Origin of the sequence: Candidatus Nitrosotalea bavarica, from assembly GCF_900167955.1 — an archaeon.
GTDB lineage: Archaea > Thermoproteota > Nitrososphaeria > Nitrososphaerales > Nitrosopumilaceae > Nitrosotalea > Nitrosotalea bavarica.
The window spans coordinates 387,726-412,756 of sequence record NZ_FUYK01000007.1 but is presented as its reverse complement, the minus strand read 5'-3'; the positions used below and the strand labels follow the sequence as shown (position 1 = coordinate 412,756).

At 36.6% G+C, this 25,031-nt stretch carries 28 protein-coding genes; 14 read left to right on the top strand and 14 right to left on the bottom strand.

From position 1 onward, the window contains the following. Window positions 1–4 precede the first annotated feature (4 nt). Both C0Q33_RS05660 and C0Q33_RS05655 read right to left on the bottom strand, forming a co-directional pair. A complete protein-coding gene (locus tag C0Q33_RS05660) occupies window positions 5–583 on the bottom strand; it encodes a hypothetical protein (RefSeq protein ID WP_101477580.1) in 579 nt (192 codons plus the stop codon). A gap of 9 nt (window positions 584–592) precedes the next feature. Further along, on the bottom strand, window positions 593–1,156 hold the full coding sequence (locus C0Q33_RS05655; RefSeq protein ID WP_133121020.1) for a hypothetical protein: 564 nt from the start codon (window positions 1,154–1,156) through the stop codon (window positions 593–595). 159 nt (window positions 1,157–1,315) lie between these two features. Between C0Q33_RS05655 and C0Q33_RS05650 the strand changes: the two genes are divergently transcribed. The 7 genes from C0Q33_RS05650 to C0Q33_RS05620 all read left to right on the top strand — a co-directional run bounded on the left by C0Q33_RS05650 (window position 1,316) and on the right by C0Q33_RS05620 (window position 9,246). After that, the gene (locus tag C0Q33_RS05650) at window positions 1,316–2,491 is read left to right on the top strand and encodes a TrmB family transcriptional regulator (RefSeq protein WP_101477578.1); all 1,176 of its coding nucleotides are present in this window, start codon (window positions 1,316–1,318) and stop codon (window positions 2,489–2,491) included. 97 nt (window positions 2,492–2,588) lie between these two features. After that, window positions 2,589–3,224 (top strand): hypothetical protein, encoded by a 636-nt coding sequence (locus tag C0Q33_RS05645; RefSeq protein ID WP_133121019.1) that lies wholly within the window; start codon window positions 2,589–2,591, stop codon window positions 3,222–3,224. Window positions 3,225–3,308: 84 nt separating this feature from the next. After that, complete coding sequence (gene ileS / locus C0Q33_RS05640) at window positions 3,309–6,506, top strand: isoleucine--tRNA ligase (RefSeq protein ID WP_101477576.1); 3,198 nt, start codon at window positions 3,309–3,311, stop codon at window positions 6,504–6,506. 45 nt (window positions 6,507–6,551) lie between these two features. Then, a complete protein-coding gene (locus C0Q33_RS05635; protein ID WP_101477575.1) occupies window positions 6,552–6,881 on the top strand; it encodes a hypothetical protein in 330 nt (109 codons plus the stop codon). Window positions 6,882–7,030: 149 nt separating this feature from the next. After that, window positions 7,031–8,143 (top strand): succinate--CoA ligase subunit beta, encoded by a 1,113-nt coding sequence (locus C0Q33_RS05630; RefSeq protein WP_101477574.1) that lies wholly within the window; start codon window positions 7,031–7,033, stop codon window positions 8,141–8,143. Then, the gene (gene sucD / locus C0Q33_RS05625) at window positions 8,136–9,056 is read left to right on the top strand and encodes a succinate--CoA ligase subunit alpha (protein WP_101477573.1); all 921 of its coding nucleotides are present in this window, start codon (window positions 8,136–8,138) and stop codon (window positions 9,054–9,056) included. Before C0Q33_RS05630 ends, sucD begins: the two co-directional genes overlap by 8 nt. Before the next feature lie 22 nt (window positions 9,057–9,078). Continuing rightward, window positions 9,079–9,246 carry a 50S ribosomal protein L40e gene (locus C0Q33_RS05620; RefSeq protein WP_101477572.1) on the top strand — a complete coding sequence of 56 codons (168 nt, stop codon included), beginning with the start codon at window positions 9,079–9,081 and terminating at the stop codon, window positions 9,244–9,246. Here C0Q33_RS05620 and C0Q33_RS05615 read toward each other — a convergent pair whose 3' ends face one another. Further along, window positions 9,247–9,543 (bottom strand): hypothetical protein, encoded by a 297-nt coding sequence (locus C0Q33_RS05615; protein ID WP_101477571.1) that lies wholly within the window; start codon window positions 9,541–9,543, stop codon window positions 9,247–9,249. An 83-nt stretch (window positions 9,544–9,626) separates the two neighbouring features. Here C0Q33_RS05615 and tpiA point away from each other — a divergent pair, with 83 nt between their 5' ends. The 3 genes from tpiA (at window position 9,627) to C0Q33_RS05600 (ending at window position 11,367) form a co-directional block, all read left to right on the top strand. Further along, window positions 9,627–10,289: a triose-phosphate isomerase gene (tpiA, locus tag C0Q33_RS05610; protein ID WP_101477570.1), complete on the top strand. Its 663-nt coding sequence runs from the start codon at window positions 9,627–9,629 to the stop codon at window positions 10,287–10,289. A gap of 46 nt (window positions 10,290–10,335) precedes the next feature. After that, window positions 10,336–10,728 (top strand): MscL family protein, encoded by a 393-nt coding sequence (locus tag C0Q33_RS05605; RefSeq protein ID WP_101477569.1) that lies wholly within the window; start codon window positions 10,336–10,338, stop codon window positions 10,726–10,728. A gap of 84 nt (window positions 10,729–10,812) precedes the next feature. Next, window positions 10,813–11,367: a CBS domain-containing protein gene (locus C0Q33_RS05600; RefSeq protein WP_101477568.1), complete on the top strand. Its 555-nt coding sequence runs from the start codon at window positions 10,813–10,815 to the stop codon at window positions 11,365–11,367. 4 nt (window positions 11,368–11,371) lie between these two features. Here C0Q33_RS05600 and mce read toward each other — a convergent pair whose 3' ends face one another. From mce to meaB, 3 genes are read right to left on the bottom strand one after another with little or no spacing between them, the layout of a single operon-like run. Further along, window positions 11,372–11,767, bottom strand: a complete 396-nt coding sequence (gene mce, locus C0Q33_RS05595; RefSeq protein WP_101477567.1) for a methylmalonyl-CoA epimerase — start codon at window positions 11,765–11,767, stop codon at window positions 11,372–11,374. 1 nt (window position 11,768) lies between these two features. Further along, window positions 11,769–13,343: an acyl-CoA mutase large subunit family protein gene (locus C0Q33_RS05590; protein ID WP_101477566.1), complete on the bottom strand. Its 1,575-nt coding sequence runs from the start codon at window positions 13,341–13,343 to the stop codon at window positions 11,769–11,771. A gap of 1 nt (window position 13,344) precedes the next feature. Beyond that, complete coding sequence (meaB, locus tag C0Q33_RS05585; protein ID WP_101477565.1) at window positions 13,345–14,259, bottom strand: methylmalonyl Co-A mutase-associated GTPase MeaB; 915 nt, start codon at window positions 14,257–14,259, stop codon at window positions 13,345–13,347. Between the two features lie 161 nt (window positions 14,260–14,420). Here meaB and C0Q33_RS05580 point away from each other — a divergent pair, with 161 nt between their 5' ends. Together C0Q33_RS05580 and C0Q33_RS05575 are read left to right on the top strand one after the other, a co-directional pair. Beyond that, window positions 14,421–14,714 (top strand): hypothetical protein, encoded by a 294-nt coding sequence (locus C0Q33_RS05580; RefSeq protein WP_101477564.1) that lies wholly within the window; start codon window positions 14,421–14,423, stop codon window positions 14,712–14,714. A 97-nt stretch (window positions 14,715–14,811) separates the two neighbouring features. Beyond that, window positions 14,812–15,228, top strand: a complete 417-nt coding sequence (locus C0Q33_RS05575) for a cobalamin B12-binding domain-containing protein (RefSeq protein WP_101477563.1) — start codon at window positions 14,812–14,814, stop codon at window positions 15,226–15,228. A 33-nt stretch (window positions 15,229–15,261) separates the two neighbouring features. Here the strand turns inward: C0Q33_RS05575 and ilvC are convergent, their stop codons facing one another. Continuing rightward, window positions 15,262–16,260 carry a ketol-acid reductoisomerase gene (gene ilvC, locus C0Q33_RS05570; RefSeq protein ID WP_101477562.1) on the bottom strand — a complete coding sequence of 333 codons (999 nt, stop codon included), beginning with the start codon at window positions 16,258–16,260 and terminating at the stop codon, window positions 15,262–15,264. A 225-nt stretch (window positions 16,261–16,485) separates the two neighbouring features. On the opposite strand from ilvC, the gene C0Q33_RS05565 reads away from it, so the two are divergent. Next, entirely contained in the window at window positions 16,486–17,433 is a 948-nt protein-coding gene (locus tag C0Q33_RS05565; protein WP_320416817.1) for an NAD(P)-dependent oxidoreductase, read from the top strand. A gap of 2 nt (window positions 17,434–17,435) precedes the next feature. Here C0Q33_RS05565 and C0Q33_RS05560 read toward each other — a convergent pair whose 3' ends face one another. Genes C0Q33_RS05560 through ahcY form a run of 3 tightly spaced genes read right to left on the bottom strand, consistent with a single transcriptional unit; the run spans window position 17,436 to window position 21,583 of the window. Beyond that, window positions 17,436–18,665 carry an MFS transporter gene (locus C0Q33_RS05560; RefSeq protein ID WP_101477560.1) on the bottom strand — a complete coding sequence of 410 codons (1,230 nt, stop codon included), beginning with the start codon at window positions 18,663–18,665 and terminating at the stop codon, window positions 17,436–17,438. Beyond that, window positions 18,665–20,314, bottom strand: coding sequence for a methionine--tRNA ligase (gene metG, locus C0Q33_RS05555; protein WP_101477559.1), 1,650 nt, complete (start codon window positions 20,312–20,314; stop codon window positions 18,665–18,667). Before metG ends, C0Q33_RS05560 begins: the two co-directional genes overlap by 1 nt. Window positions 20,315–20,341: 27 nt before the next feature. Further along, window positions 20,342–21,583, bottom strand: a complete 1,242-nt coding sequence (gene ahcY / locus C0Q33_RS05550; protein ID WP_101477558.1) for an adenosylhomocysteinase — start codon at window positions 21,581–21,583, stop codon at window positions 20,342–20,344. An 80-nt stretch (window positions 21,584–21,663) separates the two neighbouring features. On the opposite strand from ahcY, the gene C0Q33_RS05545 reads away from it, so the two are divergent. Continuing rightward, on the top strand, window positions 21,664–21,966 hold the full coding sequence (locus tag C0Q33_RS05545) for a Rieske (2Fe-2S) protein (RefSeq protein ID WP_101477557.1): 303 nt from the start codon (window positions 21,664–21,666) through the stop codon (window positions 21,964–21,966). A gap of 63 nt (window positions 21,967–22,029) precedes the next feature. Here the strand turns inward: C0Q33_RS05545 and C0Q33_RS05540 are convergent, their stop codons facing one another. The 4 genes from C0Q33_RS05540 to C0Q33_RS05525 all read right to left on the bottom strand — a co-directional run bounded on the left by C0Q33_RS05540 (window position 22,030) and on the right by C0Q33_RS05525 (window position 24,997). Further along, window positions 22,030–23,169 (bottom strand): chitobiase/beta-hexosaminidase C-terminal domain-containing protein, encoded by a 1,140-nt coding sequence (locus C0Q33_RS05540; RefSeq protein WP_165776442.1) that lies wholly within the window; start codon window positions 23,167–23,169, stop codon window positions 22,030–22,032. 252 nt (window positions 23,170–23,421) lie between these two features. Further along, window positions 23,422–24,171 (bottom strand): transporter, encoded by a 750-nt coding sequence (locus C0Q33_RS05535; RefSeq protein ID WP_245867333.1) that lies wholly within the window; start codon window positions 24,169–24,171, stop codon window positions 23,422–23,424. A 99-nt stretch (window positions 24,172–24,270) separates the two neighbouring features. Then, on the bottom strand, window positions 24,271–24,612 hold the full coding sequence (locus C0Q33_RS09515) for a winged helix-turn-helix domain-containing protein (RefSeq protein ID WP_245867332.1): 342 nt from the start codon (window positions 24,610–24,612) through the stop codon (window positions 24,271–24,273). Between the two features lie 10 nt (window positions 24,613–24,622). Further along, window positions 24,623–24,997 carry a response regulator gene (locus tag C0Q33_RS05525; protein WP_101477554.1) on the bottom strand — a complete coding sequence of 125 codons (375 nt, stop codon included), beginning with the start codon at window positions 24,995–24,997 and terminating at the stop codon, window positions 24,623–24,625. Window positions 24,998–25,031: the final 34 nt, after the last annotated feature.

The following is a 25,031-nucleotide window of genomic DNA, read 5'->3' as shown; positions in this document are numbered from 1 at the left end:
TCAACTACATCTCGACTGCGGTTCTTTCAAGGTAATCACCAGTGTTAACTCGTCTAGCAGAATTTGTTAAATTAATTGAACCAACTTCAATTCTTGGTATTTCGGACTTTTCAGGTTCAATTGTCACAGGTTCAGATTTAGTGGTAAGAGTACTTAGAAGAGAAGGAATCCTAAAGTCATCAATATTTGTTCGAGTCGTTTTACCAAAGGCAAGGTTCTCAGTCACATCATCATGCAGTGTCTGAATCTGGTGTAGTGCAAATTCGGCAGATATTACAAGGTCTTCAAGTTCGGCCTTTAATCCATTAACAAAGTTTGATGCATTTAATATGATTTCAATAAACTCTTGCAAAAAGACTTTGATATCGCGTTTATCTTGATATTTCGTAAGTAAATACTCTGCAGCTAGCATCACCTGTCTTATGTCTTTTAGCTCATCTACAGAAAGTGTCTCAATAAAAGAATCATTTTCATCCTTGCCCTTTTGAGATATTTTTTGTTCAATTTTTGAAGACAATGTCTTGATTTTATCAAGATGGTTAGACAAGTCAGATTGATTATCGTTCTTTGTAAAATTTAGCATGTCAAGGCCTTACCAGAAATCTAGATTAGGGAACTGCTTGTATATTTTAGAGTCGGCGATCAATTTAGCTTCATCCAATAACCTGCTTGATACCTCATTTGCCTTGCCAAAGTCCAAGTTTGTGCTTGCCAAGTGGGCAGCGTCAATTATTATCCCTCCCAATAGCAAGGATAACTCTCCTAACTGAAAGTCCATGGCTGGCATAAGTGCCAAGAGTTTGGACCTAATCGTTCTAACAACAGATATTGTTGGAGATAGTACAGTGGGAACATTTCCAAGTCCAACTATACAATCAATACTTCGTCTTACCTGCCTTAGCGATTCAATTGTATAATATAGTTCAAGTTCATATCTAACTTGTTTCTCAAGCGTAGAAAGTAACTGGTAGTCTTTGTCTAGCCTGCCATACAAATCCAAATTATTTTTGTTTACATCTTGTCGATGTCGTGTAAGAACATCGAGTAAATCATCTACAATTTCAGTTGCATAGTCTATTCTTGGCTTGATTGTACTTGCCCGTACAAGTTGACTTTTACTATTATTTTCAATTATCCATTTTGATTGATTTATCATTCCCAACAAGAGACTTGGCTTTGCACTTATACGGTCCTTGTTACGTCAAGTCATGTCACTACAGTCACACAATCTGGAGTTACAGCTTAGTATTTTTTCAAAGCTTTGTTCAATGAATTTAGCTATTCAGCTTACCTTCCAACTTGATAAATCCAAGTAATGGTAAAAGGGCAAGACCTAGCCGTAAGTCTAGAAGAGTTTGGATTGAGCAAGTATGAGGCTCAAGCCTATGTCGCCTTGATTACAAAAGGTACGATTTCTGCAGGCGAACTTGCCTATTATTCCAATTTACCAAGAACCAAAGTCTATCCAACATTGCTTAAACTTGAGAAAAAAAAGATTGCAATAATATCAAAAAGCAAGCCAATCATGTGTACTGCAATTGCACCAGAAGATGCTTTTGATGAAATTATCCAAGAACAGATTAACCGAGTAAATGCCATGAATAGTCTAATTACTAAATTAAAAGAGCTAAGCGAAGACAGCAAAAAGGCAAGAGGATCAGAGGAGCAAAGATATTTCCACTTGGCCGCAAATTATGTATTCAAACAACTTCAGACAATGATAGAAGGTTCCAAGACATCAATACATGTAGTAATAGATTCATGGGGACTTAATCTTTTATCGCAATGCAAAGATGTTTTGCTACATGTTTTAAGAAAAGATATTGATGTCAAGATAGTAATTCCTCCAAGTCTTGTTGGCTCTGAGACTTTTCATGGACTTCCAACAGGAATCAAGATCAAGACAGCAGACATATCACAAAACGTATTCATCTTTGATGATTCTGAAATTCTCATGATAAACAGCAATAATGGAAAAGGTGCAATATTTCACTCAACGGATGTTCTAGGAACTAATCAAGTCAAATCATTTGAGCAAATATGGAAGAATGGAATCAAGATAAGCAATTTGGCAGACATGACAAAAAGTGATGCGCAGGAGACATTAAAAGCAATTCAAGTGATAACTGAAAATGGATTAGGGTATGTGCTCAATTCCATGATAAACTCAAAGGGTAAGGGAATAGACATATTAAATTTCTTGAATAAAAATGGCATAGATCTTGAATCAAAGACACTTGATGAAATAATAGCACTTGTTGATTCTACACTAGACATAACATGTTCTGGACATCTAAAGTATGAATCAAATGCAAACCACTTTGTTATCGAATCCAAAGTAAATAGTGGTCATTCTATTCCTTGGGCTTTGCTGCTTGAAGGGTATCTCAATAAAAAAGGAATCAAGACAAAGATGATCTACAATGGTCATGTTCACAATGGTGAGCGAATCCATATCAAGGTTGATTCAAAAATTAGCATAACATCATAGACTATAGAAATATTTTTTTATTTTCATACCATATCAAGCGTGATTGTGTGTCTGCATAGCATAAATAGTTATATGTACTCCACATAGAAAATAATTCATGAATAGCAAACTCGTTAAGGCAACAAGTGCTTTGACCCTGTTCGTTCTTATGGCATCAGTTGTTGCATCCAGTGCACCAGCTTTTGCGCTAAACGGACATGGTACAACTTATGGACGTGGACCACAGTTTGGTGGCGGAACCGGCATTACAGCATCAGGCGGTGCATATTTGACATATGATGATGGTCTTTCGATAAACGGTGCGTCGTTTGACATATCAAAATTCACAACTACCATCAATACACAAACATTGTATGTTAACATGCCATCAGACATAACATTCAAAATCTACGAACATGACGGAGTCCAATTGATTCAACATGGAGCATTATTCCTAGGCATTACAGGAACTCATCCTCAAGTATCTCAGAGCACTACATTCATCCAGTGGGACAAGACAAGTGGTGTATCAACATCAGATCCTAATGGATTGTTCAAAAGTGCAACTGCAACTGTGAAATATAGTGGCAAGTTCATGTACCTTACATTCCACATAACTCCAGCCCAAACATTGGATACAAGTCACATAATAGTCAGAGCATGGGATGAGAACCTTTCTCAGGGTCAAGTAATAGTACTTGATGCAATCAAGATAGGATATATTCCAAATGGATTCTCTGGCACTAGTCAATAAAAGACAAACATAAACAACAACTTTTCTTTTTCTATTTTTCAAGTTTGTACCTTTATAATATGATACAATTCATTTCAACCTTGAATGCAGTTAGCTACAGATTTTAATCCAAAAAAGATAGAAGATGAAGTAAAAGAACAATTGGCTAAACAAGATTTAGAGAAACTAATTTTTGAATCACAAAACAAGACAAAGAAGATTGCATTCATAGAAGGTCCTCCAACCATGAATGGAATACCGCATGCTGGTCACCTTCGTGGAAGGATAATGAAAGATTTGTGGTATAGATATGCAACTTTACGAGGCTACAAGGTAATTTTCAATGCCGGATGGGATACCCAGGGGCTTCCCGTGGAATTACAAGTAGAAAAAGAACTAGGCATTTCAGGAAGCAAATCCCAGGTTTTAGAATCTGCAGGGATTGAAAAAATAGTTTCAGAGTGTAAAAAAACAGTCCACAAATTTAATGAAAAATGGCTTGAAGTTGATAAACTTCTTGGCATGTCATTTAATCAACAAAAAGCATACTGGACATACAAGGATGAATATATCGAGCGAGAGTGGAAGTATCTAAAAAAGGCTCATGAAATAGGGATTTTATCAGAATCATACAAGGTAGTTGCATACTGTCCCAGCTGCCAGACATCACTTAGCCACACTGAAGCAACTCAAGAATATGATACTGTGGTAGATCCATCTCTATACTATAAAGTAAAATTGCAAGATGAGGATTTGTATCTAATCGTCTGGACCACAATGCCATTTACACTAGTAACAGATACCATGGTTGGGCTAAATCCTGATGAGAATTATGTTCATGTAAAAGTTGGAAGCGAGACATGGGTTGTTGGAGAAAAAAGATTAGAAGAATTTATGAAAGAAGCAAAAATAGAACAATATGTAATAATTAAAACTATCAAAGGAATAGAACTTGAAGGAAAAAAATACACACATCCATTACTAGATGAGATTACAGGACTACGAGAATTTTCAAAATCACCAAAATTTCACACCGCGGTTGCAGAAAGTTTTGTTGACATACAAACAGGCAGTGGTCTTGTCCATCTTTCTCCTGCAAACGGAGAGGAAGATTTTGAAATTGCATCAAAAAGATCAATACCAATATTTAATCCAATAAATGACGAGGCCAAATTCACAAAAGATGCAGGAGTCTATGCAGGATTATTTGTAAGAGACGCAGATGAAAAAATAGTAAACTCGCTAAAAGAAAAGGGTGCCCTAGTCAAGATTGGAAAGATAAAGCACCAATATCCACTGTGTTGGAGATCCCATCATAAAATTCTCTGGCTTGCGCGAAGAGGATTTTTCTATTTTTTGGATAGATTGGGCGACAAGGCAGTAAAAGCTGCAGAAAGTGTAGAGTATTTCTTTGAACCTCCGCGCAATAGATTTTTGGAGATAATAAAAGACAAACATCCTTGGTGTATCTCAAGGGAGCGCATATGGGGATGTCCACTACCCATATGGAATTGTAAAAAATGCAACCATAACAAATGGTTCTTCTCAAGAGATGAAATTGTAAAAGCAGCGTCTGAACTTCCAGATGGTCCAAATTTTGAACTTCACAAACCATGGATAGACAACATAATCATAAAATGTGAAAAATGTGGAAACAAGATGGAAAGAGAACAGTTTGTTTTAGACACATGGCACAATAGCGGTGCTGCACCTTATGCCTCACTTTCAGATTCAGAATACACCGAACTAATCCCCGCACTTTTTCTAACAGAAGGAATAGACCAGACAAGAGGATGGGCATATACACTTTTGATAGAAAATGTAATTTTCAATAATGCACCAATTGCACCATTCAAGTCATTTTTGTTTCAAGGTCATGTACTTGATGCAAACGGGAACAAGATGAGTAAGAGCAAAGGAAATGTGATGGATGCAGCAGAGCTGCTTGGAAAATATTCTGTTGATTTGATAAGACTATACTTTATGTGGAAATCAAGTCCAATTGAGCCAATTAATTTCAGTACAGATGAGCTTGTGTCAAGACCATATCAGATTCTAAGTACTTTGTATCATCTTCACCTATACTTTAAACAAAACAGTGAATACGACAAGTATGACAAAAACCATAACATCCAATGGGCAAAAGACAAAAACCTCTTAAAAGAATCAGAAGTCTGGGTTTTATCAAAACTTCAAAAATTAATTTCTTCAGTAATAGAATCTCAGGACAAGTGTAGATTTCATGAAGTTGCAAGATCGATTGATGATTATCTCATAAATTCGGTAAGTCAAGTATACATTCCAATCACCCGTGAAGAGTTATGGGCAGAAGATGAGTCTCAAAAGGATAGAAGATTTGCAATATATGCAACACTTGCAGAAATATTACGAAATTTGGACATACTGTTACATCCAATATGCCCCTTTACCACTCAGTATCTGTATAACATAATGTTTGCAGAAAAAACGAACATACTTTTGGAAGACTTTCCATCAGCACTTGATTCTCTTACAAATGACAAAGTCGAGGAAGCATTTGATTTGATGAAAGAGACAGTATCAGTTTCTGCAGCTGCAAGAATGAAAGGCAAACTCAAGAGAAGATGGCCATTAAACGATGCAATAATTTGTGTAGAACCAACTCAAAAGGCAAAACTAGAGACACTCTCAGAATTATTACTATCACAACTCAATGTAGAAAAATATAACATCATAGAACTACAAAAAGCAGAAGGACTTGATCTTGTGTCAAGTTTGTTACACGCAAAACTTCCAATAATTCCAAAAGTAGAACTTGAGAGGAAAAAAATAGGACCCAAAGCTAAACAAGATATGGGAAGACTATTAGACAAGTTTTCTCAGACTGATCCAAGTGTAATTGTAGATAGTCTTTTGAAAAACGGGGCATATACTTTTGATCTTGGAGACAGTAAAATCGAATTATCTAGAGATGATTTCATAGTAGGATATTCTGAAAAAGATGGCTTTGCAATGTCAAATCGTGATTCACTTATCGTATTTATCAGCACAACTAGAAACCATGAAATGCTTGCAAGGGGGTTGATACGTGACATTGCAAGAAGATTACAAGTATTAAGAAAAGAGAGAGGATACAACCCAACTGATGTATTAGAAGCGGCATATATCTTGGGTCTTGACGAAGAATCTCTTATGATGGCAAAAGAAAAACAATCGGATCTTTCATTTCTAGTCAGAGTAAAAAGAATTGAATTTGAAGACAAGGCCAAAAATTACAAAGATGAGGACTTGGATGGTCAAAAGATTCGAATCTCAGTGGAGTAGTGATTCATCCATTGAATTAAATAATAAAAAAGCACATAGTATTACATGCCAAAACAGATAACCCTAGACGGATGGCTCGTATCACATTTTGCAGTTTTACTAAAAAAAGCATCCTCACATGTTACAAAGACCAAAACACCTCTTGTTTTGTATCGAAATACATTAGAAGAAGAGGAAGAAGCATACCAAGAAACAGTATGTACTATAACAGATGGATATGTCGTAGTACAGGTCATCACATCGGGAGGAGGCGTAGTTCCAAGCTTTCAACAACAGTTTGTCTTCACATTAGACGAGTTTCCCAATTGGCTTATGCGAAAGAGTAAAGATTTGTTTCTACAATGTGTTGATCTCCTAGAAGAGCAATTCAGCTAAAGAGATTTACCAGTACAAGATTTGAAAATACTATGCTAGAAATAAAATGGCATATTTGCGATCAGAAATAAATTCAACGCCAAATAATGATTAAATCAATAACAAAGACATCAAACAGATTATAAAGACCATAAAAATGAAAAATCACAATGCGTTTACTAGAGTACCAAGCAAAGTCATTATTTGAAGACTATGGAATACCAATTCCAAAGGGACTTACATCTACAGACATCGAACAAGGTAGAAAGGATGCATCAGCATTAGGATTTCCGTTTGTAATCAAAGCTCAGATGGCAGTAGGAGGAAGAGGAAAAGCAGGAGCAATTCAGAAATGCCAAAACGCAGATGAGTTTGAATTAAAATATCCTGACATCATGCAGAAAGTGGTCAAGGGAGAAAAGACCAAAGCTATTTTACTTGAAAAAATGGCAGATATCAAAAAAGAACTTTATCTTTCATTGTTTTTGAACCGAGGCAAGAGATGCTATACAATAATAGCATCTGTAGATGGAGGTGTTGAAATTGAGTCTGTTAAAAATCAGATAATACATGAAGTTGGACTAGGAAACGTAGATGCAAAGACTGCAGAAGAAGTAGGAAAACAAATGGGATTGAAAGACAAGACTTTAACCCAGTTTATTGATATTTTACAAAAATTAGCAAAAATTACAGTAGAAAAAGAAGCAGAACTTGCAGAGATTAATCCTCTAGCAATACTAGGTGATGATTCAGTAGTGGCTTTAGATGGTAAAGTCATCATAGATGACAATGCAATGTTCAGACATGATGAATTACGCAAGTTCCAAGAAGTCTCAGAACTTGAAGAAAGAGCAGAAAAAAGCGGTTTTTCACTTGTAGAATTGGACGGAAATATTGCAGTAGTAGGGAATGGAGCAGGCCTAGTAATGTCTACTCTAGATATGTTATCAGATAACGGAGGAAAACCTGCTTGCTTTTTGGATGTAGGTGGAGGTGCAACTACTGAGACAGTATACGAGGCTCTAACTTTGATTAGTAAAATGAAAAAGGTAAAAGGAATTCTTGTAAATCTCTATGGTGGAATAGTCAAGACCACAACAGTTGCAACGGCATTTATCAAAGCATATGAAGATAAAGTAATTGATCTTCCAGTATTTGCAAGAATGTCAGGTGCAGAGGCAGACAAGTCAAAAGAAATGTTCAAAGGTTCAAGAACAAAGATGTTTGACACGATTGAAGAAGCAATAAATGCAGCAGTAATTGAGATGAATAAAAATGGTTGATCTTTTTGAAATATTAATTGGAAAAGAAGGTGACAAGGATTACCAGAAAAAACCAGTCATAGTACAAGGAATCACTGGCAAGTTTGGCGCGTTTCATACACAACAAATGTTAGCATATGGTACAAATATTGTTGCAGGAGTAACTCCTGGGAAGGGCGGACAAAAATTAGAGGGCGTTCCAATTTATGAAACAATGAACGAAGCTGTTGGTGCAACCGGTGCCAAGATTTCAATAATATTCGTACCAGCAAAATTCTTTCTTTCTGCAGCAAAAGATGCATTGGAGGCAGGAATCAAATTACTAATTGCAATACCAGAGCACGTACCTGTAAAAGACGCACTAACAATTGTAGAACTAGCAAAGAAAAAAGATGCCATAGTGATTGGTCCAAACACGCCAGGAATTATCATCCCAGGCGTAATGAAGATAGGAATCATGCCAGCATCACCTTTCAAACCAGGTAGAATTGCAGTCATATCTAGAAGTGGTACTTTGATGTACGAGTCATCCCATAATCTTTCAGTTGCAAATTTTGGTCAAAGCATATGCTTGGGAATTGGAGGAGATCCAATCAACGGAACTCCGTTAATTGAGGCATTTGACATCATAAGAAACGGTGCAAACATAGATGGAGTAATTGTCGTTGGAGAAATTGGAGGAGATGCAGAAGAGATGCTTGCACAGCATATCATTGATACCAAATTTGACAAACCAGTAGTTGCATATATTGCAGGAAGAGCAGCACCAAAAGAAAAGAGAATGGGGCATGCCGGTGCTATCGTATACGGAAATTATGGTTCTGCAGAATCCAAAGTATCCATGTATACCAAGGCAAACGTACCTGTTGCCAAGAGACCTGCTGAGATACCCATGCTTCTTGCAGGAAAACTTGGAAAAGGTAGAATCAAATAGCAGGAAAATGGAGAAATAGAAAATGCCTATCACCGATCCACTAAAAAAATCAATAGCCCAAAAGGCTAGACTTCACTTTAAAGTCTGTTTTTCATGTGGTGCTAAAAACCCAATTAGTGCAACAAGGTGTAGAAAGTGTCACAATATCTATCTGAGACTAAAGAATAGAACACTTGGAATTAAGAAGTAATTAACAATCTCCGCCGCAACCACAATCATCATGTGCCATTTTTAATGGATTTTTAGCATCAAATTTTGCTTTTTGATAATGGGCTACATTTAGAATTCTTTCAGCAATTACAGGATTGATTTTTTGTCCACCGTTAATCCAATTTTCAATCTCATTTATTGTATACATATCACCACTTGATAGAATTTTTTTGAACGTTTCCCGAATCAAATCATCCTGCTCACTTCCAATGATTTTATCAGGGTCTATAGATTTGAGATGATTTAGTAAAACAAGTGATCTTTCCGAGAGTGGCACAAATCATTTAATGTACAGTCAGTATAATAATTTTCTAAGATCTCTTGATATATGGGTAACTGTAAGATTTTTTTGAAAATAATTTGTTCATTATCAACTTTAAAAATTATGACGAGATTGCAGGTTCAAAATCACTGCGTTTGGCAAAGAGTGCTTCAAAGATTGCAAAAAAATACAAACTAAGAATTCCAGTATGTCCTCCCCAGCATCTCATGTCAGAAGTTACCAGGGTTTCTGCAGATGTGTTTGCTCAACATCTGGATAATTCAAAAGTAGGTAGTACAACAGGATTTGTCATCCCCGAGATTGTAAAAAAATCAAGAATTGCAGGCTCTCTCATAAATCATAGCGAGCACCGCATACCATCAAATGAAATCGAAGATTTAGTTGTAAGACTAAGAGAATTGAAAATGACATCGGTTGTTTGTGTCCAAGATGTAAATGAAGCATGGATGTATGCCAAGCTAAACCCAGACTTTATTGCAATAGAGCCCCCAGAGCTCATAGGTAGTGGAAAGGCAGTTTCTAAAGAAAAACCTGAAATCATAACAGAATCAGTCAAGGCAGTAAAGAAAGCAAACAATTCTACCCAACTATTATGCGGAGCAGGAATTGTTTCAGGCGAAGATGTATCACGAGCTCTGGAGCTTGGTGCAAAAGGCATACTTGTTGCAAGTGGAATAGTAAAGGCCAAGAATTGGGAAAAAACAATAGAAGAATTTGCAATGGCATTTACCAGAAAATGATTTGTTTTTTGTATAGATGATATACCCAGACTAGCAATTGTAAGGCATGGTCTTAGAAAATGACATACTTGAAGAGCTAAAGAAGATCAGAGAAGCAGTTACTCCTAAAGTTGCACCCCCAACACCAGAGCCAAAAGGTCTCATTGCAGAATTTAGAGACTTTATTGGCAAAGCTGGAGTTTTGGGGTTAGCAATTGGTTTCATCATGGGAGGTGCAATTGGAAAGCTGGTTTCAGCTCTAGTCCAAGATATCATCATGCCAATTCCGGGAGCGATCATTCCTGGCGGAGATTGGCGAAAAGGCATGATAACCATACCAGTAGGACATGGTATGAATTTTGGAATAGGAGATTTCATAGGTGCAATAATTGATTTTAGTATAATTGCTCTAGTAATCTTCATGATAGCAAAATTCGGACGAAAGGCGGGCGTAAAGTAGCCCTTACATAATTTTTTTTCTTTTGTACACATATTCATCCATTAAAGAACACTGAAATATTGAATCAGATATTTTATTCGCATAATGCTTCCAAGACTGGAATCAATAAAGCAAGGTAGAATGAAGATTGGACTGACTCAGCAAAAACTTGCGTCTCTAACAGGAGTCAGTACATCAATGATAAATCAAATCGAGTCTGGAAGATGTCAGCCAAGTTATTCTACTGCAAGAAAAATATTTGAAGTATTGTGGTCACTTGATAGTCAATCATCAACAAAGGCGGGAGATATCTGTAGTAAAGACATTGCCAAACTTAAAGCAAATGATTCATTGCAGGATGCAATAAAAAAGATGCAAGAATTATCAATTAGCCAGATACCAATCTTTGATGGACCTGAAGTAGTAGGTGTCATTACAGAAGACGGCATTGTAAGACATATTTTGGATAGTGACGAGACTGAACGAAAAAAGATCAAATTAGCTGAGATAATGGATGCACGACCTCCGATTGTAGACCATAACACTCCAGTCAAGACACTCGTATCATTAATCAGATATTCAAAATGCGTTCTGGTGTCAAAACAAAGTAAGATTGTAGGAATAATTACTGCATCAGATACTCTAAAGCTTGTAGATTAAGGCATTATTGTGGATGAGAGCAAAGCTCTGTCAATACACCATGTAATGATTTTGGGTGAATGAATGTTATTTTAGTTCCTCTTGAACCTGGTCTTACATCTCCCAAAAATTTTATTCCACACTCTTTCATTCTGTTTACTTCACCGTCAATACCATCAGTTTCAAGTGCAATGTGATGCAACCCTTCTCCTTTAGTTGCAAGGAATTTTTTAATTGGACTTGTTTCCTTAGTTGCCTCCATTAATTCAATTCTAGAATTGTCAAGATGAAGAATTGCTACCCTGACTCCTTCTGTTTCTACTGTCTCAAATTCTACTTCGCGTATTCCAAGTGCGGCTTGATATTCTTTTACAGCGTCATCTAGATTATTTACTGCAATTGCAACATGATCTATTCGCATTTTAGAATGTCTCCTTTGGTTGATAAATTCCAAAGACTTCTCTGAATGTGTTACTAATCTCTCCCAAAGTAGCATAACTTTTTACTGCATCTAAGATGTACGGCATTAGATTTTCATCCTTGTCAGCGGCATTCTTCATCTTTCCAAGCGCAGATTCAACTTTGGCATTATCACGCGTACTACGAAGTTCTTTTAGATGCTGTACTTGTTGTGTTTGTATACTATCATCTATTTTCATAATGTCTGATTTGTCTTTTGTCGAGTCTGTGAACTTATTGACACCAACTATAATTCTCTCTCCCCCGTCAATCTCTTTCTTAAGACGATAAGCATTTTGTCTAATCTCAGATTGGAAGAATCCACGTTCAATTCCAACAAGAGATCCTCCCATTCGGTCAATTTTCTTCAGATACTTATTTGCCTCTGCTTCTATAGTATCAGTCAGTTGCTCTACATAGTATGAACCGGCAAGTGGGTCTACAGTCTTTGTAATTCCACTTTCATGTCCAACTATCTGCTGAGTTCTCAGAGCAATTTTGACTGCTGCTTCTGTAGGCAAAGCTAGTGCTTCATCTTTTGAATTAGTATGAAGTGATTGGCACCCACCAAGTACAGCTGCCATAGATTGCATTGCAACACGAACAATGTTATTGTCTGGCTGTTGCGCAGTAAGAGATTCTCCACTTGTTTGGACATGGAATTTTAGCTGAATAGATCTTTTGTCTTTTGCGTGGAATCTGTCTTTTAGTATCTTGGCATAAATTCTTCGTGCAGCTCTGAACTTTGCAATCTCTTCCAAGAATTCACTAGTACAGCAAAAAAAGAAAGATAATCTTGGTGCAAATGAATCAATTTTCAATCCACGGTCAACACATGTCTCGATGTATTCTATTGCATTTGCAAGTGTAAATGCAACTTCTTGTACTGCATTGCACCCCGCTTCACGCATGTGATATCCAGATATCGATATTGGATACCACTGAGGAACTTTCTTTGAGCAATACTCAATCATGTCACCAATCAATCTCATAGATGGACGCGGTGGATAGATGTACGTATTTCTTGCAATGTATTCTTTGAGTATATCATTTTGAGTTGTACCTCGGAGTTGTTTACTGTCTACACCTTGTGATTCACCTGCTGCAATGTATAATGCAAGCAACGTCGAAGCTGTAGAATTTATTGTCATCGAGGTGCTAACCTTGTCAAGTGGAATTCCGTTAAAGCATTTCATCATGTCTTTAAGCGATGTAATTGATACACCCACCTTACCTACCTCACCTTCTGCATGAGAGTCATCTGCATCATATCCTATCTGAGTGGGTAAATCAAATGCCATAGAAAGGCCTGTTTGGCCCCTTTCAAGAAGATACTTGAATCTTTGATTTGTCTGCTCGGCAGTTCCAAAACCAGTGTATTGTCGCATTGTCCATAGTCTATCTCGGTACATTCCAGGATGAATTCCCCTGGTGTACGGATGTTTACCTGGCTCTTCGGTCTTACTTTTTGGTTTTACCTTGGAATCATAGAATCGTTTTACAGTAATATTAGAATCAGTTTTTATTGTTTTTATCATATCACATTAATCCCTTTGATATTTTATCTGCGGCTTCAAACGGATCAATTTTCTTTGATCGTACTTTTTTAAGATAAGATGCATATGATTTACTTGAATCAAGCATTGTGCTAACTTTAGACTTGACATTATTTAAAACAATATCTCTTAGTTCAGAATCAAGTCTAGATTCTTCCTCCTTGACTTTTGTCTTTTTCCGTGCCTTCATCAATTCTTCCAATTTCCTAGCAAAATCAGTAACCCCCTTGTTAGATTTTGCAGAAGTTAGCATTACAATAGGATTCTTTTCTGACATTCCAATAAAGTCTCGTACAGAGTCAAATAGTTGATTGGAACCGGGTAGATCACTTTTGTTTATCAAATATACATCACCAATTTCTGTTAGTCCAGCTTTTATGGTCTGGATATTATCGCCAGTATTTGGATTAAAGACTACGACTGTAATATCTACAACTTTTTCTATATCAACTTCGGTTTGTCCTGCTCCAACACTCTCTATTATTATTGGATCAAATCCTGCATATTCTAAAATTCTAATACTATTCCTAAGTGATAATGAGATTGCCCCAGTTGCTCCTCGTGAAGCCATACTTCTAATGTATGTTCCAGAATCAGTTGATTCTGTCATCCTTACTCGGTCACCAAGTATTGCACCACCTGTGATGTGACTTGTAGGATCGATTGCAAGAACCGCAGTCTTGTAACCAAGTTTGTTTAATTCAATACTTGTTCTGTTAATCAGAGTGCTTTTTCCTGCTCCAGCAGGTCCTGTAATTCCAATTTTCATAGATTTTCCGGAACTTTTGAATATCTTTTTTATGATTAACTTTGCTTCTTTTTCGTTATTTTCTACAATAGATATTGCACGTGCAATTGCTCTTCGGTTACCTTTTTTGAGTTCTGCCACAATATCCATAGAAAAGTCAGATAAGGAATACACAATAAATCTTGTTGTTATGCCAGATATGATATTAAAGAGAGTTCTTGGCCTAAAATGAACAAAACATGAAGTTAAAATTATGATTTGTTTGTATTGCATTTACATCTTTTTTTATACTCTTTATAACGACACGTTACATGAATCAGAAATTACTTGAAAATAGTGAGCGAATTGAACATGCAGTTGGATTAATTCTTGAGAATGCACTTCTCAAAACTGGGAAATCATACCATGACAAGGTGTCTAAAAAACTACAAAAAGAAGGTCTTGTTTTTTCAGATAGTTATCACAGGCCAGAAGTTCTAAAAAAAATCTTGAGTAAAACATATGGTAAAAGTCAGACAGCGTTAAGAAAAGAAGTTACAAAAGAGTTACTAGATTTTGCAGCGGGTAAAGATACGACCCATTTCATGGCAATAATAAACAAATGAGTGACTCAGATTTTAGAGACTTTAAACACGAAAGTATCAGAGGTTTTTAATCTTCTCAAATAAACCTTTTAAAAGCCAAAACCATAATTGAAAGTACATGTCACAAAAGGCCCAGACAAAGAGGATCAGAATCCTAGTCTCAAAGTTAGGTCTTGACGGTCATGATAGAGGAGCTCTTGTCTTATGCAGAGCGTTTAGAGATGCAGGAATGGAAGTAATCTATTCAGGATTATTTGCAACTCCTGAAAGAATTGCCCAAATAGTTGAAGATGAAGACATTGACGTTGTAGCACTCAGTCTTCTAAATGGAGCTCATCTTACATTATTTCCAAGAGTAGCCAAGGCAATCAAGGACAAAGGCATCAAGGATGTTCTAGTAATAGGAGGAGGGGTCATTCCAGAAGATGACAAGCCACAACTTGAAAAAGGTGGAGTATTAGGAAATTTTGGTCCAGGAACTCCACTTTCAGCAATAATTGATTTTATTCAGACCAATCTAGTAAAGAAAAAGTAATTTTATTCAGACCAATCTAGTAAAGAAANNATTTTATTCAGTAGAATCAGGCCACATCATCTTTCTCATGTTCTTTCCTACTTTTTCTATCTGATGTGCATCTATCTGTTGCATGTATTTGTCAAATGAGTTCTTACCATTCTTTTGATAATCAGAGATCCATTCTTGGTTAAATGTTCCATCCTGAATCATCTTCAATGCTTTCTTCATCTTTTCTTTAACATCTTTATCCATAACCATGGGACCTCTTGTCAGCCCACCATATCGTGCAGTCTCACTTACTCTTCGGTACATTCCTGCAATGCCGTATCTTTGAATCATATCTACTATCAATTTCAATTCATGTAGAACCTCAAAGTATGCAATCTCTGGCTGATATCCCGCTTCTACCAAAGTCTCAAATGCATTCATTACCATTGATGCAGAACCGCCACAGAGGTCTACTTGTTCTCCAAACCAATCAGTTTCCACTTCTTCTTTGAATGTAGTTTCAATAACACCAGCTCTTGTACTACCAAGACCCTTTGCAATTCCAAGTGTTCGCTCCCAAGCTTTCTTTGTATAATCCTGAAATACTGCAACAATTGATGGAGTTCCAAATCCTTGTTGATATGTTTCACGAACTTTGGAACCAGGTCCCTTTGGCGCAACCATAATTACATCCACATCTTTTGGAGCATGTATCCAGCCCCAGTGAATTGCAGCTGCATGAGAAAATGATAATGCTTTTCCTGCCTTCAAGTTTGACTCAATTAGATCTTTGTAGACCTTTGACTGGACCATGTCTGGAATCAAAATATGAATAATGTCTGCTTTTTCACACGCCTGTGGAATAGACATTACTTGATGACCATCCTGCTGGGCTTTTTTCCAGCTTGCACCTGATTCTTGCAAGCCAACAATAACCTTGAGACCAGAATCCTTGAGATTATTTGCCTGGGCGTGTCCTTGAATGCCATAGCCAATTACTGCAATTGTTTGATTTTTTACAAGATCTAAATTTACATCTGCATCTTTCCAACTTTTAGCCATGACGGACACTGGAAATCAAGGAAATAAAAACTTACAATTATTCAAAAACAAGCAAAAATTTACGGTAGAATCAGATATTGGACAAAATTAGCAGGTACTGTTAGAGCACTATCTGTTTTCCACAGTTTACGCATTTTACGATTGTTTCATCAGAAGGAATCCTATCAAACTTTTTTGAACCACAATTTGGACATATTGGGCATGCTCTAATTTTTTCCACAATTAATCATCTCTAGTCCCAGAGATATCATTTGCGCTCATTTTCATGCCAATAGAAAAAAATACCATCAAAGAAATCACCTTGTGATGAATGTTGGAATAATAGGTACCGGTCTTCTTGGAAGTGCCATAGCAAAGCGTTTGGCCTCATCAGGTCACAAAATTTTAGTACATAATAGAACTAGACAAAAAGCAGAATCTCTAAAAAATTTTGGAATTGAAGTTTTAGACTCACCAAAAGAAGTTGCAAATAAATGTGAATTAGTTATAACCATACTAAAAGACGCTTCAGTTATAGAACAAATGGCTTTTGGAGATAACGGGATAATCCATGGAAAACATGATGGATTAATTGTTGCAGACATGAGTACAATCAGTCCCACCTCATCAAGAAGCATATCTAAGAAATTTTCAGATGAGGGAATTTCAATGATTGATACCCCCGTAATGGGAGGACCAAGTTTGGCTGAAAAAGGTCAGATGATTGTAATGGTAGGAGGTAAAAAAGAGATTTATGAAAAATGCAAAAAAGTTTTTGATTTAATTGGAGAGAAAACATTTCTTTTGGGAGAGAACGGTTCTGGACATGCAATGAAGCTTACAATGAATTCACAGATTGCAATTCTTGCCCTTGCATTATCCGAAGGAATCATACTTGCAAAAAAATCAGGGCTTGACCCCATGACATTTCTTGAGGTTCTAAATTCGACATATTTTAAGACAGGAATGAGTGTCAACAAGGGGCCCAAAATGGTAAATGGAAATTTTGAACCTAGTTTCTTTCTTAAAATGATGCAAAAAGATCTTGATGAAATCAGTCATACTGCAAAAGAATTTGGAGCAAATATGCCAATGTCCAAACTTGCAAATGAAATTTATCAAAAAGCAATCAAGGAAGGACTTGGAGATATTGACTACACTGGAATTTTATCTTATCTTGAAAAATCTAGGTAGAACTATAGTTCTTCAGGCGGCTTTATCTTTCTAAAACTAAAAAACAGTCCTACGTCATATACAATTTTTAAGACTCCCCCAAAGACAAATGGTGCAGAAAGTGAGAGTGCCTGAATTATAATTCCACTAAGGGAGGGGCTTACTGCTTGAGCAATATTTCTTGAGGTATTTGTTATTGCAGCGGCTTGAATTCTCTCATTTTCACGTACTACTCCCATAAGGTATGACTGCCTAGTTGGCACATCCATCTGAGAGATACTCATCCTTGCAAAGTATATAGAAATGGCAATTGAGAATGTGGGAGCAAATGCAAGTATTATCAATAAAATATTTGATGGAATATGAGTAAACACCATCGTGTTTACCAGTCCAATTTTTGAGGCAAGTTTTGTAGAGGCCATAAAAGATAAGGCGGTGAGCACTCCAGCAATTGCAAAGATGTAAGATAGTGTAGACAGATCTGCTCCAAATCTAGTATAAAACCAGAATGAGACTATACTTTGTATTACAAAACCACCTCCAAAAGAATCAACTGCAAAAAGTGAAGACATTTTTGCAATGATGCCCCTAGATTTTGGAGATATGTTTTTTGTTGAAAGACCTGATTTTGGTGCACCGTCTTTTACTTCAATACTTTTAGAAAGTACTAGGTAAATTGCAAGAACTACTATTGCACATGCCGCATAAATTAGAAAAAGAGATTTTATTGCACCAATTTGATCAAATCCATAATGTTGTTGTAGTATAGATGGTAAACCTGAAACTAGTACTCCTGCAGACATGGCAAAAGTTCCGACAGTATTATAAATTGCAAATATAGAATTTCTTTTTTGTACATCACGTACAGTTTGTGGTAATAATGCTTGTTCTAATGACAAAAATGCTCCAACTTCAGATCCTGTGACGTTTATAGTTCCGACAAGTGCCGCAATAATAAGAGCTACATAGTTGTCTGTTACAAAAAATATAACAGATGAAATTATCATTAAAACTGCATACAAGACAAGAATTTTTCTTCGGCCTATCTTATCGGCATAAGCACTTGAAAAAAGATTGAAAAATACGCTGTTTACTAGAGTAGCGGTAAGTACTAGACCAATTAGAATATCATTAAACCCGATTAGTTTTAGATAGATTGCAAGAATTACACTTAGAAATCCATATGAAAAAGTTCGAACAATTCTTGCCCCAAGCAATAGTTTACCGTCTCGTGAAATCCATTCAAGGCTCATTATTTTCCAAGTCTTGCTTTGTGCAATTCAATATCAGATGCTTCCACCTTTTTGAAGAGAGGAGAGGCAGGACCTATCTTGTGGCCTTCTTTTATTTCAATTTTAGATATAGAACTCCAAGATTGTTCCGACACATTACCACTCATGCCAAGTTGCTCCCATATTCTTTGAGAGGATTCAGGCAAAAATGGACAAAGTGAAATTGCCAAGCTCTTGACAGCATTTACAGATATGAAGACACAGTTGTTTGAACCATCTCCACCTTTCCACGGTTCCTTTTTCTGAAAATATTGATTAAAATGGGCAGAAAACTCTATAATTTTTTTCAGTGCTTTATCAAGACTGTTATCTTCCATCAATCCAGTAAGTTCACTTGAAAAATTATTTATTTTATCTTGAGCCTCTTTGTCACTTACATCAAATTCGTTTGTATTTGGTACAACTCCTGATAGAGTTTTTTGCGTAAAACCAAGAGCTCTGTTTACAAAATTTCCAACATTTCCAATCAATTCAGAATTAATTCTTGAAGCAAATTCCTCCCAATCAAAATTAAGATCATCTTGACTATATGGAGTAATCAGTGCAAGATAAAATCTAAGATAATCTGCAGGATAAATTGCGACAAAGTCCTTAAGACCAATATACCAATTACGACTCTTTGAGATCTTTTTAGATTGCAACATGAGATGCCCCCGAGTTGGGATATAATCAGGGAGTTTGAACTCATTTTGTATTCCAATCCTCATTGCAGGCAAGAAAAGATAGTGATGATATACGATATCTTTTCCAATGAAATGATAAATATCTGCAGAGTTCCAAAAGTCTTTTCCGTTAATACCTTTATCGTTTAGAAATTTCATTGCAGTAGAAATGTAGGCAAGGTGATTGTCAAACCAACCATAGAATACCTGTCCTTTTGCAGATTCAAGAGGAATCGGAACTCCCCAATTCATGTCTCTTGTAATATCCCAGTCTACAAGGCCTTCTTTTATCCAGTTTTGTACATATTTTTTAACATCCTTTTGCAGGTGAGAGTCTGCCTCTAACCATTGATTTAGTTCGTTAACAAAGTTGGTTAGTTTAAAGAAATAGTGTCTTGTCTTTTCTTTCGTTGGAGGATTCTTGCATATTGAACATTTTGGATCTTCAATCTCCTCTGGCACTCTCCCACATTTTTCACATAAATCAGAATACTGGTCTTCTGCTTTACAATAAGGACATCTGCCTAGCACATATCTATCAGGTAGAAATTTTTTATCCACAGTACAATAGAACTGGATGATCTCTTTTTCGTAAATGTGGCCATTTGACTGTAATTTTTTAAAGACTTCCTGAACAAATGCCACATTTTCCGGTGAACTTGTTCTATAAAAAAAATCAAACCCTATTCCAAAAGCAGTAAAGTCTTCATAATCACGTTTGTTCCAGACTTTAACATATTCTTCTGGAGTCTTGTTCTCTTTCTCAGCCTGGATTAGAATTGGAGTTCCAAAATCATCTGACGCGCAAAAATAATATGCTTCAACTCCACTTAATTTTAGAAATCTAGTTGTTATATCAGCGGGCAAGTATGTAGATGCAACATGTCCAAGATGTATTTCGCCATTGGCATATGGTAATGCACTTGTAATAATTGCCCTTTTCATTATCAGAGTAAAGTCTGTGTATGATTTAAGCTATGCCCAACTTTGCCCGTATTTTATCTGAGCTGCAGTTGGCTTGTCCATGTCAACATTCATTGCTTTTAGTGCATCCACTGCAATCTGTTTGTCTATTTCTTGTGGAACTGTAATCACATTCTTTCCAATCTTCTTGTGATTCTTTGCAATGTATATCATTGAGAGTAACTGATTTGAAAATGATTGAGCCATAACTTCTGGTGGGTGTCCTTCTGCTGCAACAAGATTTGCAATTCGTCCCTTTCCAATAAGGTAAACATGTTTACCATTCTTGAGAACACATTCGTCAAGATGTGGTCGGACTTCTCGCACAGATTTTGATTCAGTTAGCAAGAATTTGGCATCGACTTCAACATCAAAGTGACCAACATTACCCATGATAGCACCATTTCTCATAGTCAAGATGTGCTCTTTTCTTATTACTCCAGTTTGACCTGTTGCAGTTACAAAAATTTCACCTATCTTTGCTGCATCGGCCATTGGCAAAACATCAAAACCATCCATATGAGCTTCTAATGCTCTTATTGGATCAATTTCAGTAACACAAACTTTAGCACCCATTCCACGACATCTTGATGCAACACCTCTTCCCACCCAACCATATCCTGCTATAACTACACGTTTTCCTGCAAATAACAAATTCATTGATCTGAGATAACCATCAATTGTACTCTGTCCAGTTCCATATCTATTGTCAAACATGTGTTTTGTATATGCGTCATTAACTGCAATTACAGGATACTTGAGTCTCTTTTCTTTTGCAAGTGCCTTCAATCGTATAACACCAGTTGTTGTCTCTTCTGTTCCTCCCAAGACTTTCAGTGACGCAAACTTTTTGTTTCCATGTATTTTGCTATGACTGTCAGAACCATCATCGGTGATGATCTGTGGTTTATGACTAAGCATCTGATCTATGCACCAGTCATATTCTTCAGTGGTCTGACCTGTCCAGGCGTAAATATGAATTCCATTTTCGGCTAAAAATGCAGCAATGTCATCTTGTGTTGAGAGAGGGTTTGCAGCACATGCACTTACATCTGCGCCCAACTCTTTTGCACCCATAATCAAAACTGATGTTTCTTTTGTAATGTGTAAGCATATTCCTATACGCAATCCCTTCAATGGTTGAGATTTCTTTAATCTTGAAACAGTATTAGTGAGAATTTGCATATGATCCCTTGCCCATTCATATGAGAGTTTTCCTTTTTCTGAAAGACTAGGATCTTTTACTTGACTCATAACAGTTCACGATTTTAAGGGGTATAAAACAGTATCAAAAATAACAATCTAAATATTGGATTGATTTAGTTTTACAAAACATGGCATGGAAAAAGGTAGCGGAGAAAGACGCAGTTGCACCAGGAAAGGGCCGAGAGTTTGTCGTAGATGGAAAGAGAATAGCTATATTCAATCAAAACGGCTTTCATGCACTAGATTCAGTGTGCGCACATCAAGATGGCTCTCTTGCACCAGGTAAACTAGATGGGGACATAGTAGAGTGTCCACTTCATTTCTGGCACTACAACATCAAGACAGGGGAGTTACTAGATTACATAAAAGGAGTAAAATTGCAGACCTATAATGTAGAAGTAAAAAAAGACGGAATATATCTAGACGTCTGATAAGTTTAATTGATTCCCACTAAAGATCCCTTTAGATAATTCTGTAAAATTTGCTCCAGAATACTATCTAGTATCATTAACAGGTATGATGATGGTACTGTTGGTCTTTGCTAAGACAGGCAATGTAGAGTTGGTATGTACTGCAGTCATGTTTTGAATAATTGCATGAACACTTGCAGTGCTGTTAGATGGTGTCAAGGTAGGTAATGTAGAGTTGGTATGTACTGCAGTCATGTTTTGAATAATTGCGTGAACACTTGCAGTGCTGTTAGATTGTACCATGACAGACAATGTGGAATTGGTATGTACTGCAGTCATGTTTGGAGTAATTGCAAGAACACTTGCAGTGCTGTTAGATGCTATCAAGGTAGGCAATGTAGAGTTGGTATGTGCCATAGTCATGTTTTGAGATGGTATTGTGAGTGTACTTGAAACAACGGAGGATACAGGTAAGACTGGAGTAACCAAGTGTACAGATACTGACGATACTGTTTTGTTTTCAAGCATACTTGTAGTGTATATTTTTTGTGTACTTTGCACCACAGTGCTAGCATTGGATAATACTGCTGGTGATGATGTTACATTGTCAATCATGTAAACCAGTGTATTTACATCAGACTTTGCTCCATAAGCATCTACTGCAAAGAATTTGAGAATTGTATTAGATCTAATTTCTGGCAGTGTAATAGAATCTTGTCCGTGTGGGCTAGACATGGCAGGTGTTGTACCATCCAAAGTATAGAATATAACAGCAGGTTCATTTGATTCAAGTTTCACAATTTGGGATTCCTTGTATGTGCCATTAGGCAATGATGCAATTGTTACAGGAGAATCATTATAGAGTGTAAACAATATTGTTTTGGATGTAACTAATCCTGCAGAGTTGGTAGCATTGATTTGTAAAGCATGTAGTCCGTTGGATAAATCAGGTATGCCAAGTGACCAAGAAATTGAGTTACCTGGAATAGTTCCAGGAATTGTCATAACATTTCCATTGTCTACATTCCATGTGAGAGATGAAATTTGTAGATTATCTGTAGCAGTACCAGATACTGAAACCGTAGGAGTCATAATAATTGCATTGTTAGACATAGATATAGAAAGATTCGGAGTATCGCCAACCAAATCAGATGCAAAAATAAGATGCGTGTTAATTATGAAAGAAATCATCACCACTAGTACAGGAAGTACGAGTATTTTCATGTATGTCATTATCATTTTAATTGTTGATAATGCTATTAGGTCGCGCTTACGTTTGTGTTAGTTTCATGGACGAATTTGTCACATAGATTCCAAACATGGGTTTTGTACTCTATCGTACATCTTTTTCTAGTTTCCAAGTGTTCAATCTGTTTATTCTCAAAATTCCATTTCCTCTGCTCTTCCATTGAAAAATGTTACATGATCATTAATTCAGTTTAATGATAAAAATAAAAAAAGGGAAGCGTGCTTAGATTAAGCTGCGCAGATTTGTTGTACTGTATTACCCGCTATTGTTCCTGAATTTGTGATTGATCCGCCGCATAGGTTGAATATGTTACCACTGTTAGTAATTGTATTACTATTGGTAATCAAACCTTGATTTGTCATGTCACCTGTGTTTCCAACTGGACCACTATTGGTAAATGTACCAGATGTCATCATAGTGCCGCTGTTAACCAGATTCAGTGTATTGGTAAATATACCACTGTTGACTAGTGCACCAGATTGGTTTATGGTGATTGCGCCAGATGATGTGATTACACCGCTGCTGGTTATGATACCGTCACTTTGTATGACGCCGGTTGGGCCGTTAGTTATTGTGCCAGATGAGGTGATTATGCCGAGGTTGTTGAATGGACCACTGTTTGTGATTGTGCCGCCATTGCTAGCAATGATACCGTTATTGTTAACAGTACCAGAGGTTGTCATGACGCCGCCGGTCACGATATGGATTGCTCCATTATTTGTGATAACGCCGCTGCTAGTCAATGTTCCAATGTTGAAAACAACATTTGATGCTACAACTAGTGTGTCACCAGGACCAATTACAAGAGTGCCGATATCACATACAGAAGTGGCGTTGTTCCATACTCCGCCTACGGATGGAGATTGGCACGATAGTAGATCAGACACTGTAAAGGTTTCTGCCATTGCATTTTGGGCAGAAATTCCCAGTACAGAAATCATCACTGCTAGTACAGGAAGTACGAGTGCTTTTTTCATGTATGTCATTATCAGTTTAATTGTTGGTAATGCTATTAGGTCGCGCTTACGTTTGTGTCAGTATCATGGACGAATTTGTCAGTGTTCTATACTAATCTATTAGATAATTTTTGAAATCACTGACGCAAATTCCCTGCCAGTTGTAGTCAAGGCAACACTAATTTTGTTATCTTCAATTGTTGATTTAGCAAGGCCTTTTTTCTCTAGCCAAACAATATGCTTTGCAAGTCTTGCATAGTTCAGATTGGTATCAAGGGATAACTGGGTCTTGCCTTTAGTGCCGTTTTCCATCATAACTTTCATGATACGTGATAGAGTTTTCATGCTTGGTTCAAAACTAGTCTCTAATTTTTTGCTCTTTACAATTTTGATTATTTTTGCTATCCTATTTTCCAACAGTTTGATCTGTTGAGCTTCACGAATTGTGTGCGTGTCTTTCATCGAAAGTCCTTCATATTGTTTTTATATTTTCAAACTGTTGCAAGTGACCCAAGAGAACGTCTGGATCGATTGGTTTTTTTAAACATGAATGAACTCCTTTGCTTTTCATTGTTGATTCGTCCTCATAGCTTATTGAAGATGCCGTCAATGTTACGATGTTTTGATTTTCTATTTTTCCACTTTTACACAATGCATCTATAACATCACTACCTGAAAATTCAGGCATTGCAAGGTCAAGTATTACCACATCAAATGTTTTATTCTCAATAAGGTTAAGGCCACTCCGACCATCATTGGCAACAGAACACGAGTGTCCTTTAATTGTAAAATACTTGGAGAACATTTTTGCAATATCTGCATTATCGTCAATGATGAGAATTTTCATAATCTAATTCCATATCTCAGTAATAGCATATAAG